Here is a 12,391-nt window from a genome sequence, read left to right as displayed (position 1 = left end):
ACACCGGAGTCCGCCATGAAAGCCGCTGAGCGCATCCGCCTGTCAGTCGAAGAGTCCATCCGCGATGGCAGCCTGCTGCCGGGAGATCCGGTCGATGAACAGATGCTGATGCAGACCTACGACGTCTCCCGCACACCGGTGCGCGAGGCGCTGCTGCAGTTGCAGGCGCAAGGGCTGGTGGCCAGCCTGCCGCGTGGCGGCATGGTGGTGGCGAAGATGGACGTGGCCCAGTTGCTGGCGATGTGGGAGCTGCTGGCGGAGCTGGAAGGCATAGGCGCGCGCCTGGCCTGCGAACGCATGACGCCCGCCGAACGCGACGAGCTGGCGGCCATCCATGAACGCGCCGCGGCCGTGGTGCGGCGCGAGGACACCGACGCCTGGCAGGAACACAACCGGCGCTTCCACGATGCCCTGTACCTGGGCGCCCGCAATCCCTATCTGCGCCAGGAGATCCTGCGCATGCGGTCGCGCACCGGCGCCTACCGGCTGCACGCCTTTTCCGCTTTCGGCCGCCTGGCCTCGTCATGGGAACAGCATGGCCAACTGCTCGAAGCCATCCAGGCGCAGGACCCGGCGCGCGCGGCCGCGGTCATGACGCAGCACATGAGCCCCGGGCAGGGCGCCACCAGCTTCGCGTCCTTCATCGCCGCGCTGCCCAAGAACCTGTTGGCCTGAAGACGCGGCGGCGGACCTCGCCCCGCGGCGGCCACCGCGGGTTAATCCTGATTATTGTATTTTTTCATAATGGCAAAATATATTTATAGCAGACAAAAACATCTGCTCGCGTAACCTTGCCCCGGTATCGGCGGGCTAGGGCGCTCCCCTGATCCGCTCCACCGAGGAACCCGCTATGGATGCTGTTTCACCGCAACCCCTGTCCGCGCCGGCACACGACGCCGCGCCGGCCGCCGATCCTGGCCAGATGCACCGCAAGGTCGCCTGGCGCCTCATTCCCTTCCTGATCTTCCTGTTCCTGCTGGCGTGGATCGACCGCGTCAACGTGGGCTTCGCCAAGCTGCAGATGCTGCAGGACCTGCGCTTCAGCGAAGCGGTGTACGGCCTGGGGGCGGGCATCTTCTTCATCGGCTACTTCATCTTCGAAGTGCCCAGCAACCTGCTGCTGCAACGCATTGGCGCGCGCAAGACGCTGGCCCGCATCACGATCCTGTGGGGCCTGACCTCGATGGCGATGGCGTTCGTGACCACGCCCACCTCCTTCTATGTCCTGCGCTTTCTGCTGGGCGCCTTCGAAGCGGGCTTCTTCCCCGGCGTCATGCTTTATTTGACGTACTGGATACCGGCAGGCAGGCGAGGGCGCATCAATGGCTGGTTCATGACGTCGTTCGGCATCGCCGGCATCGTCGGCGGGCCGATAGCCGGACTCATCATGAGCGGCATGGACGGGGTGGCGCCGCTGCGCAACTGGCAATGGCTGTTCGTGCTGGAAGGCATTCCTTCGGTGATCGCCGGACTGGTGGTGCTGGCCTATCTGCCGGACCGCCCCCAGCAGGCGCGCTGGCTCAGCGCGGCGGAAAAGGCCGCGCTGACCGCCGAGCTGGACAGTGAACGCCTGGACCCCGGCAAACACGCCAGCTTCGCCCAGGCCCTGCGCCTGCCTGCCTTGTGGCTGTGCACCGCGGCGTACTTCTGCATCGTCGGCGGCAATGCGACGCTGGCGTTCTGGATGCCTTCCATCGTGCGCGAGCTGGGCGTGCAAGGCGCGCTGAACATAGGCCTGTTGTCGGCCATCCCGTTCATCCTGGGCACGGCCGCGATGGTGATCAACGGCGCCCATTCCGACTCCACCCGCGAACGCCGCTTGCATTGCGCCGGCGCCACCCTGGTCGGCGCGGTCGGCCTGTCCTTGACCGGCGCCTACATCGGCAGCCCCGTGCTGGCGATGGGCGCCTTGAGCATCGCCGCCATCGGCGTGCTGGGGGCGTTCCCCGTCTTCTGGGCCATCCCGGCGGCATTCCTGACCGGCACCGCCGCGGCGGGCGGCATCGCCTTCATCAATTCGGTCGGCAACCTGGCCGGCTTCGCCACGCCGTTCATGATGGGCTGGCTCAAGGAATGGACGGGCGGCGTGGCCGCAGGCCTGTACGTCGTGGCCGGCATGCAGCTTGTCGCCACGGCGGTCGTCGCGCTGACGATGCGCAGGCTCGCGGTCTAGGCAGCGGTGGCGGAAGTAGTGCGCAAGATCCGGCGCCGTGTCATCATCGGCGGTGCACGACTGAACGCGCGGCTCCAGTCTCATTCTTGCGAGCCGCCCGACATCGCCGGACTGCGGCACTACAACGGGGAAGGACTCCGTGCGCCAGGAATGCAGACACGCCCGAGACAGCGCCTCCAGGGGTGCCGTGCCCGCCACGGGCGGCGCGGCACCCCGGGGCCATCCGGTCACCTGGCCGCGACTGGCCAGGCAAATCCTGATCCTGCTGTGCACGGGCCCGGCTTTCATGGGCGCGGCGTTGGCGCAAGCGGACGCCGACGCGGACGCGAACGGCGGCGGCCTGGACATGGGCGATTTCCTGTTGCGCCAGAACGGCGCGCTGCCGGTACCCGTGATCATCACCGAGCCCGCAGTGGGCTATGGCGGCGGCGTGATGCTGCTGTACTTCTCCGAACCGGCGGGTGAGGCCGCCTCCCAGGGCCAGCCGGAAGGCAAAAGCAAGGCGCCGCCCAATGTCACCGGCATTGGCGCCATGGCCACCGAAAACGGCACGCGCGGCGGCGCGCTGTTCCATTTCCGCAGCTGGGACGCCGACCGCTACCGCTACCTGGGCGCGCTGGCCCAGGGACGCGCAAACCTGGAGTACTACGGCGCCTCCAGCCACGGACGCAGCTACGAGGTGAAGGGCACCTTCCTGATGCAGCAGGTCCTGGCCCGGGTGGGCGACACGCCCTGGTACGTCGGTCCGCGCTATACCTATTTCCGCTCGAACACCCGGTTCACCGGCAGCCAGGCTGGCGAACTGTCCAAGGCCGAATTGGCGGGCCGCATCGGCAAGGCCGGCGTGGTGGTGGACTATGACACGCGCGACAATATGTTCTATCCCAACAGGGGCAGCTATGCCGAGTTGGAGGCCCAGTTTTCGCGCAGCTGGCTGGGCAGCGACCAGGCCTTCGAAAGCTACCGCACGCGCGGCTACACCTGGCTGCCGCTGGCCCCGCGCTGGACCCTGGGCCTGCGGGGCGACGGCCAGTTCACGCGCGGCACGGTGCCGTTCTACGCCCAGCCTTACGTCGACCTGCGCGGCGTGGCGCGGGGCCGCTACCAGGACCGCGACGCGCTGACCTTCGAAACAGAATTGCGCTGGGACGCCACCCCGCGCTGGTCCATACTGGGGTTCAGCGGCGTGGGCAAGGCCTACGGAAACTGGAAATCCTTTGCCGATTCCACCAATGTCGTCAGCATCGGCACAGGCTTCCGGTATCTGATAGCCGCCAAGCTGGGATTGGCGGTGGGGATAGACATCGCCCACAGCAAGGACCAGAACGCCTTTTACATCCAGGTTGGGAGTGCATGGCGATGAAGACAGATGACGATAGTTCCATGTTGCAGGCCGGCACGTCCCAGCTCGGCAACCTGCTGCAATTCCTGGCCTGGATCGCCGAACGGCCGCGCACCTATGCGCAGACCATGGACGCCTGGCGCAGTTCGTGTCCGCGCCTGTCCGCCTGGGAAGACGCGACCGCCAACGGGCTGGTGGACGTTCCGCGCCGCGCGGATGTCGAACCGGTGGTTGTCCTGACACCCAAAGGGCAGATGCTGCTGGCATCTTCGGACGGCGCCAGGCGGACGCCAGCGCGCCCCTGACACGGCCGGCCGAAGGCTCTACGCCGCATTCAATTTTTACTTACATTTGTGGCCGCGCAAGCGGTAACAGTGTGGTTTTCTTTGCGGATTTCGTCGAAAAAAAGCACTGATTCGTCGAAAAAAAGTTGCGCGAGGTGCGCTGCCTGCGGATTCTAGTGGCGAAACTTTGCCAGTTACTACTGAGCGCGCGCCCGCCGACCCGGGTAAACCGCGCTCGGGTCACAAGAATCCGCTCATCCATGAAGCCCACATCACGCCCGGCGCACAGCCCCAGTCTGCCTTTTCCCCTGCTGCGGCAGAACACGTTGCGGCTGGCCATCGCGTCAGCGCTGGGCGCCTGTGCCTGGAGCGTAGCGGGCGGCGCACAGGCCGGCTATGCATGCGCAGGCGGCCCCACCCTGAACGTGCCGTCCGGCAACTACCCAAGCGCTCAGGCCATCTGCGAGGGCGACAGCGGCGTAGACCATGACAACGAAAAGAACGGCCAGAACGGACCGGACGTGTCGGTCACGTCCTCGGGCAACTACAACGCCGACGAGAACCAGACCCGGCTGAACCCGGTGGGCGTGGTCACGGCCATATCGCGCGGCGGCGACGGCGTGGACGAAGGCACGGCAGGAGACGGCGGCCACATTACCGTATCCAGCACGGGCGACATCGCGCTCAACGGCACGGCGCTCAGCAATTTCAACAGCCTGATCATGGCAGTCTCGTCCGGCGGCATCGGCGACCCCGCCAACGACAACAACGACTCGAACGGCGGACACGGCGGACTGGGCCAGAACGTGACCGTGACCAATTCCGGCAACCTGACGATGTCCGGTTCCCTGCCCACGCCGCGCCAAGGCCTGTACGGCATCAACGCGCGGGCCCTGGGCGGGGCCGGCGGCGACCAGAACGATCCGACGCTGGAATACGGCGACCAGGTGGGCGGCAATGGCGGCAACGCCAGCACGGTCACGGTCAGCAACACCGGCGTCATCAACCTGGGCAGCAGCGCCACGCGGCTGCGCACCTATGCCAACGGAGCTGCCATCTACGCGAATTCCGTGGGCGGCATGGGCGGCTACAACAACGGTAATGCCGGCACCGGCGGCACCGTGCAAGTGACGCACCAGGGCCAGGCCAACAGCTACTGGCAGGTCTTCGACAGCGCCACGGTCTTTGGCATCTACGCGCAAAGCATAGGCGGCGACGGCACCGCGTCGACTGACAACAGCGATAACGGCGGCAATGGCGGCGGCAACTCCGACACCTGGACCCAGAAGGTGACGGTGGACGTGAATGGCTCCGTGCTGCTGGACGTGGCCGGTTCGGCGGCCGGCGCGACCGTGCAGGGCGCCGGCGTCGCCGCCCGCGCCATCGGCGGCAAGGGCGGCAAAGGCCCGGACAAGGACCATTCCGGCGGCAATGGCGGCGCGGGCGGCGCCGTGGCGATCAATCTCTATCAGGGCGGCAGCGTCGCGACCCGCGGCGACAACCTGCCCGGCCTGGCGGGTCAAAGCCTGGGCGGGCAGGGCGGCGACGGCACCGACAGCACCAAGCTGGCCGGGCAGGGCGGGGGCGGCGGGTTTGGCGGCAACGCCAGCGCCGTCAACATTTCCACCGCCAGCGGCAGCGCTATCAGCACGACGGGCAATTTTTCCACCGGCATCGTGGCGCAGTCGGTCGGCGGCGGCGGCGGCACGGGCAGCGACTTCGTGTCGGTGTTGGGCGGCCAGGGCGGCAACGGCGGCAATGGCGGCAACGCTGGCGCGGTCAATGTCACGACCGCCGGCACGGTCACGACCGGCGGTGACCATGCCTACGGCGTGCTGGCCCAGTCCATTGCCGGCAGCGGCGGGGCGGGCGGCGCGGACACCGCCGAACTGGTTTCCTTGGGCGGGGACGGCGCGGGCGGCGGGGCGGCCGGCCAGGTCACCCTGAGCAACAGCGGGTCCATCGCCACCTCGGGCTACAACTCGCACGGCATGATAGGCCAATCCATCGGCGGCGGCGGCGGGGCCTCGGGCAGCGCCACTGGCCTGCTCAGCGTAGGCGGCAGCTCGGCCGGGGCCACCGGCTCGTCGGGCAGCACGGTGGTGATCGGCAATACCGGCTCCATCACAACGGCTGGCAACGCCGCCATCGGCATGGTCGCCCAGTCCATCGGCGGCGGCGGCGGCAGCGGCGGCGACAGCATCGGCGTGCTGGGCGTGGGCGGCGGCGGCGCCGGGGGCGGTGCGGGCGGCAACGTCATCATCCAGGACCTGGGCTCGATCCAGACCGCGGGCCAATTCGGCGCGGGCGTGCTGGCCCAGTCCGTGGGCGGCGGCGGCGGCAACGGCGGCGATACCTTCACCGCATCGGTGGGCGTATCGGTGGCGATCGGCGGCAGCGCCAGCGGCGGCGGCAACGGCGGCACAGTCTGCATGAGCAACCAGGGCGGCTGCGACGGCACATTGACGTACTCGACCGCGAACCTCACCACCCACGGCAACTACGCACCCGGCATCATCGCGCAAAGCATCGGCGGCGGCGGCGGCACGGGCGGCAGCGTCAAGAACGCCAGCGTGGCATCCTTCGCGGCGCTGCAATTGGGCGGTAGCGGCGGCGCCGGCGGCAATGCCGCCGAGGTCAAGGTGGGCTACAGCAACCTCAACATCAGCACTGGCGGCGCCCACTCGGCCGGCATCCTGGCCCAGTCCATAGGCGGAGGCGGCGGCAACGGCGGCGACGCCAGCTATTACGACGTCACGGTCGGCTTCAACGCAGCGGTGGTGCTGGGCGGCAGCGGCGGCTCGGGCGGCACTGGCTATTCCTCCATCGTGAACCTGAGCGGCTCCCACGTCGCCACGGGCATGGATTACGCCAGCCCGAACATCGATCCCTCGACCTACGCGCCCAACGATTCCTTCGGCATCCTGGCGCAGACCATAGGCGGGGGCGGCGGCAATGGCGGCAGCTCCAGCGCCAGCGACCTGGTGGTTGCGGTACCCACCGGCGAGGGCGCGTCCCTGGCGTTCAATTTCGAAGCCGCGGTGGGCGGCAGCGGCGGGGCGGGCGGCAGCGCCTGCCCGCCGGGGGATGGCGCGTGCGTCACCCAGGTCAACCTCAGCAACGGTTCCACGGTCGCCACCTTGGGCGACGGCTCCCACGCCGTGATGGCCCAGTCCATCGGCGGCGGCGGCGGCAATGGCGGCGATTCGTCCGTGCTATCCACCGTGCTGGGCGATGCGACCACGATCTCGCTGTCGGCCGGCATGACGCTGGGCGGTTCCGGTTCGGCAGGCGGCAACGGCGGCGCGGTGGGCGTGAGCCTGGGCGATGCCAACGGCGCCTATGTCGGCATGCCGCCGTCGTTGCTGACCCCGCCTGGCGTGCGCGTCCCCTCGGCATCCACCATCGTGACCTATGGCGACTACGCCAATGGCGTGCTGGCGCAATCCATAGGCGGAGGCGGCGGCAACGGCGGGGTCGGCAGCAGCAACGCCTACACCCACGGCGGGCCCACTAACGTCAAGCTGACCCTGGCCCTGGGCGGTACCGGCGGCTCGGGCGGCACCGGCGGCAATGTGGACGTGACGCTGAATCCCAACTTCGCCATCCGCACGCTGGGCTCGGGTTCGCGCGGCATCGTGGCGCAGTCCATCGGCGGCGGCGGCGGGGCCTCGCAGGGCGGCACGCTGAATGTGGCTGGCAGCGCCGAAGAGCGTCCGTCAGCCCGTCTGCAGGTGGGCCTGGGCGCGACCGGCGGTTCCGGCGCCACTGGCGGCAGCATCAATGCGACATTGCAAGGCGCCATCCGCACCGAAGGCGGCGACGCCGATGGCGTGCTGCTGCAATCGATCGGCGGCGGCGGCGGGCTGGGCGGATCGCTGGGCGCCGACGCCTCGTCCTATCCCATCCTGGACCGCATCGGCAATCACAGCGACAACAAGGAACGGCTCGACGACGAAAACAGCACTTATCAATTCGGCGTGGACGTGGGCGGCACCGGCGGCACGGGCGGCCATGGCGGCAACGTCACCGTGAACTACGCGGGCAAGATCGCCACCGCCGGCGACTGGGCCGACGGCCTGGTGGCCCAGTCCATAGGCGGAGGCGGCGGCGTGGGCGGATCGTCCAGCGCCTCGGGCAGCAAGATCAAGGCCAACGCGATCATCGGCGTGGGCGGCAGCGGCGGCGCCGGCGGCAATGGCGGTGTCCTGAGCTTCCTCTTCGACGACGACCATGGCAACAGCATCGCCACCACCGGCTACAACGCCTACGGCGTGCTGCTGCAATCGATCGGCGGGGGCGGCGGGCAGGGCGGCGATGGCTCGGACCAGGCCCAAGGCACCATCACCGTCGGCGCCTCGTTTGGCGGCACAGGCGGCGTGGCCGGCAACGGCGGCAACATCCTGACCTCTGGCGGCGGAAGCTGGCTGAATGTCCAGACCGCGGGCGACGACTCCCCGGCGCTGGCGATGCAATCTATCGGCGGAGGCGGCGGCACGGCCGGCGCGGGCAACAGCAGCTCCAAGCTGCAGCAGGACAGCCATTCCATGAGCGTCGCAGTGGGCGGCAACGGCGGCTTGTCCGGCTCGGGCGGCGCCATCGACGTCGCCACCGGCATCGCCGCCACCACGCAAGGCGCGCGCGCCTATGGCGTGCTGGCCCAATCGATCGGCGGCGGCGGCGGGCTGGGCGGCGCGGGCGACGCCAGCAACCTGTCTGGCGTGTCGCTGGGCGGGCGCGGCGGCGCGGCCGGCGACGGCGGCGCCGTGACCCTGACCTTGAATGCCGGCAGCCACATCAGCACCAGCGGCGCGGGCTCCCATGGCCTGATCGCCCAGTCCATCGGCGGCGGCGGAGGCATCGCGGGCGACACCAGCAAGGGCTTGCAGCTGGACTCGGGCGGCTGGACCCCAGGCAGCGGCCAGACGGGTGGCAACGGCAACGGCGGCGCGGTTAACCTCAATGTCGCCAGCAACATCACGACCCAGGGGGCCTACGCCTTCGGCGTGATCGCCCAATCCATCGGCGGCGGGGGCGGGCTGGGCGGCAATGCCGCCGGCGGCTTCGCCGGCAGCACGGCAGGCGCGGGCAGCACGGGATCCGGCGGGAACGTCACGCTGACGCAGAGCGGCAGCATCGCCGCCACCGGCGCCGGCGCCACCGGCATCTTTGCGCAAAGCGCCGGTCCGCAAGGTTCGGGCCAGGTCGCGGTCACCGTCGACGGTTCGGTCAGCGGCGGCACCGGCGCGGGCGCATATGGCGTCTGGATCGTGGGCGACAAGCAGAACACGCTGACCGTGGGCTCGGCGGGCATGATCATCGCCGGCGCAGGCGGCAGCGCCGTACGCTATGACGGCGCCGCCCTGCAGCAGGCCAAGACCGTGAGCTTCCTGGCCAGCGCCCCCGGCGCCAGCCTGTCCGTCAACAATGCGGGGACCGTGCTGGGCAACATCGAATGCGGCGGCGGCGCGGGCGGCATCGCCTGCAACGCCTGGAACGCCGCCAGCGGCACCCTGAGCGACGCCACGCTTTATCAGGCCAACATCGACAACGCGGGGCTGGTCGCCATAGGCAGGTCCGGCGCCTTCGACACGCTCACGGTTACGGGGAATTTCAACCTGCAGGCCGGCGGCCTGCTGCAGGCGGACGTGGACTTCGCCAACCTCAAATCGCCGAGCATGGTGGTGCAGGGCGATACCCGCCTGAACGGCCAGGTCAATGTCCAGCCCATCACCTTGCTGCCCGATCACGAAGTCACCGTGGCGACGCTGCAAGGCGATGTGCAAGGCAGCCCCGTTGCCAAGGACAGCCCGGTGATCGACTACGACGCCAGGCTGGACGGCAAGAACGTGCGCGTGCGCGCAACGCAGGCCGACTTCGCCGCGCCGTCCATGCAATTGGCCGCCAATCAGCGCTCGGTTGCGAATCATCTGCAGGGCGCCTGGAACCTGGGTGGCAACGCCGCCATGGCGTCCTTGTTCGCGGCGCTGGACATGGCCTCCCGCGAAAGCGCCGACACCTATTCGAACCGGCTGTCCGACCTGTCGGCCGGCGTCACCGTGGCGCCTGCCGCGCAGATGCAGGCCAGCATGGCGCGCTTTACCGGCGCCATGATGTCGTGCCCGGCATTCCAGGGCGGCGACGCGCTGACCGGCGAGCAGGATTGCCTGTGGGGCCAGGTGTCCGGCATCAATACCAACCAGGACGGCGACGGCGGGGTCTCCGGATTTTCGTTCGATGGCGTCACCTACCAGTTCGGCGGCCAGCGCCAGGTCAGTCCGGGCTGGTTCCTGGGCGGGTCCGTTGCCTACCAAAACAGCCATCTGAGCGGCGACGACGGACGGGTCAGCGGCAAGGGCGACAGCGGTTATGCCGGCGTGGTGGTCAAGCGCGAAACCGGACCCTGGACCCTGTCTGCGGCCCTGGGCGGCGGCTACGGCCAGTACGACATCAACCGCAGCATCCGCATCCCCGGCATGCAAAGCACGGCCGACTCGGATCTGGACGTCTACGGCGCGGCCTTGCGCCTGCGCATCGCGCGCACCTACGCCGGGGAACACGTTTACCTGAAACCCTATGTGGACGTGGACGCGTCCTACACCCACATGCCCGGCTACAGCGAATCCCGCGACGCCTTGCATCTGGACGTGGAAAGCAGCAACGAATTCGTCATGGCCCTGTCGCCGACGCTGGAACTGGGCGGCAAGGTGGCGCTGAAGAACGGCGCAACCATGCGCCCATACATGTATGGCGGCGTGTCGTTCCTGTCCAAGGACGAGTACACGGTCAAGTCGCGCTTGCAGGGCGCGCCGGCAGGCTCGGGCGCCTTCGAGACCTCGGTGCCCATGGACGACGTCATCGGCCGCATCGGCGCGGGCCTGCAGGTGTCCAACGCTGGCGGCCTGGACTTCCGGTTGCAGTACGACGGGGATTTTTCGTCCCACATACAAAGCCATCGCGGCACGTTGAAGGTGATGGTGCCGTTCTGAACGCCCCACAGGGCTCCGCGCGATTCGATACTGCGAACGGTTCTTGGTATCATTTAGCCCCGCTGGCCGCCGGGCTGAATCCGGCCAGGCCGCCATTCCGTGTCATCGCGCTGCCTATCGGGGGCGTTCGAGCATGTCCAAGCCCCTACAGCCGCTCCAGCTACTCTGCGAAAACCACTACGACTGGCTCTGCCAATGGTGGCGGCATCGCCTCGGCCATGGCGATGAGGCCGCGGACTTCGCGCACGACACCTTTCTGCGCGTGCTGCGCCATCCCGAGGAAGTCCGCACGCTGCGCCAGCCCAGGGCCTATCTGACCACCATCGCGCGGGGGCTGCTCAACGATCACTGGCGCCGCCGCTCGCTGGAACGCGCCTGGCTCGAGGCCTTGGCCGCGCTGCCGCCCGAATTGGAAGCCTCGCCCGAGATGCTGCTGGGCGTGCAGCAAGCGCTGCAACAGTTGGACCGCATGCTCGGCAATCTGGCGCCCCAGGCGCGCGAGGTGTTCGTCCTGTCGCAACTGGAAGGGCTCACCTACGTCGAAATCGCCGCCCGCACCGGCTTGAGCGACCGCACGGTGAAGCGCTACATGGCCCAGGGCTTCGAAATCTGCCTGACCATGCTGGATTCCTGACCCATGGCCGCCGCCGAATCCAAACCGCTAGACGCCTCCGTCATACGGGAAGCCGCCCGCTGGCTCGTGCGCCTGCATTCCGGCGAGGCCGGACCGGCGGATCACGCCGCCTTCGAACGCTGGCGCCATGGCCATCCCGAACGCGAGCTTGCCTGGCAACGCGCCCAGCGCCTGATGCAGCAGTTCGACACGGTGCCGGCCTCGGTGGGCGTGCCGCTCTTGACGCGCCCGTCGCAGGTCAGCCGGCGCGCCGTGCTGCGTACGCTGGCGGTCCTGGGGGTTGCCGCGCCCGCCGCCTTGCTGACCTACCGCCTGTATGCGGAGCCGGCAGGCGCCTATCGCACGGCGGTGGGCGAAAACCAGGACCTGCGGCTGGCCGACGGCAGCCAGGTCCATCTGAATACCGATACGGCCATGGAGGTGGGCTACTCCGACGAAATGCGCCTGCTGCACCTGCGCGGCGGCGAAATCTATGTGCGCACGGCCGCCGACCCGGCGGGCAGGGCGCGGCCCTTTATCGTGGAGACTCCCCAGGGCCGCTTGCGCGCCTTGGGCACCCGTTTTGTCGTCCGGCAACTGGACGATGGCGACGTCCAGACCGAGCTGACCGTGCTGGAACATCGCGTCGCCGTCACCCTCGGGAATGGCAGTCCGGAGCGGATCTTCAATGCCGGCGAGTCGGTGCGCTTCACCGCCAATGCCTTTCTGCCGAACGCACCGGCCAGGTCAGACGCGCCCGGATGGACGCGCGGCGTCCTCGAAGCCGACAACATGCGCCTGGACGCCTTGCTGGCCGAGGTCTCGCGCTACCGGCGCGGCGTATTGCGCTGCGACCCGGCGGTGGGCGGCCTGCGGGTATCTGGCGTATTCCGCCTGCAAGACACCGACGCGCTACTTGCCGTCGTGGCCAAGACCCTGGATCTGCGCGTCGTCACGCGTACCGCCTACTGGGTCACCCTGACGCGCTGA

7 protein-coding genes are annotated in these 12,391 nt (G+C 68.8%); all 7 read left to right on the top strand.

Annotated elements, in window-relative coordinates:
- Positions 1 to 15 precede the first annotated feature (15 nt).
- The 7 genes from IB259_RS04915 (at position 16) to IB259_RS04885 (ending at position 12,391) form a co-directional block, all read left to right on the top strand.
- Complete coding sequence (locus IB259_RS04915) at positions 16 to 675, top strand: GntR family transcriptional regulator (protein ID WP_054454398.1); 660 nt, start codon at positions 16 to 18, stop codon at positions 673 to 675.
- A 175-nt stretch (positions 676 to 850) separates the two neighbouring features.
- Entirely contained in the window at positions 851 to 2,173 is a 1,323-nt protein-coding gene (locus IB259_RS04910; protein ID WP_192327873.1) for an MFS transporter, read from the top strand.
- 286 nt (positions 2,174 to 2,459) lie between these two features.
- The gene (locus tag IB259_RS04905; protein WP_119452040.1) at positions 2,460 to 3,536 is read left to right on the top strand and encodes a BamA/TamA family outer membrane protein; all 1,077 of its coding nucleotides are present in this window, start codon (positions 2,460 to 2,462) and stop codon (positions 3,534 to 3,536) included.
- Positions 3,533 to 3,820 carry a hypothetical protein gene (locus IB259_RS04900; protein WP_225588731.1) on the top strand — a complete coding sequence of 96 codons (288 nt, stop codon included), beginning with the start codon at positions 3,533 to 3,535 and terminating at the stop codon, positions 3,818 to 3,820. The genes IB259_RS04905 and IB259_RS04900 overlap by 4 nt, the downstream gene beginning before the upstream one ends.
- Before the next feature lie 239 nt (positions 3,821 to 4,059).
- Positions 4,060 to 10,788: an autotransporter outer membrane beta-barrel domain-containing protein gene (locus tag IB259_RS04895; protein WP_192327870.1), complete on the top strand. Its 6,729-nt coding sequence runs from the start codon at positions 4,060 to 4,062 to the stop codon at positions 10,786 to 10,788.
- A gap of 133 nt (positions 10,789 to 10,921) precedes the next feature.
- Positions 10,922 to 11,422, top strand: a complete 501-nt coding sequence (locus tag IB259_RS04890; RefSeq protein ID WP_054454404.1) for a sigma-70 family RNA polymerase sigma factor — start codon at positions 10,922 to 10,924, stop codon at positions 11,420 to 11,422.
- A gap of 3 nt (positions 11,423 to 11,425) precedes the next feature.
- On the top strand, positions 11,426 to 12,391 hold the full coding sequence (locus tag IB259_RS04885; RefSeq protein ID WP_175213387.1) for a FecR domain-containing protein: 966 nt from the start codon (positions 11,426 to 11,428) through the stop codon (positions 12,389 to 12,391).

It is taken from the genome of Achromobacter sp. ACM04, assembly GCF_014851465.1.
GTDB classification, from domain to species: domain Bacteria; phylum Pseudomonadota; class Gammaproteobacteria; order Burkholderiales; family Burkholderiaceae_B; genus Achromobacter; species Achromobacter aegrifaciens.
Note: the sequence above shows the minus strand (reverse complement) of the source record. Positions and strands in the feature narration are given on the sequence as shown.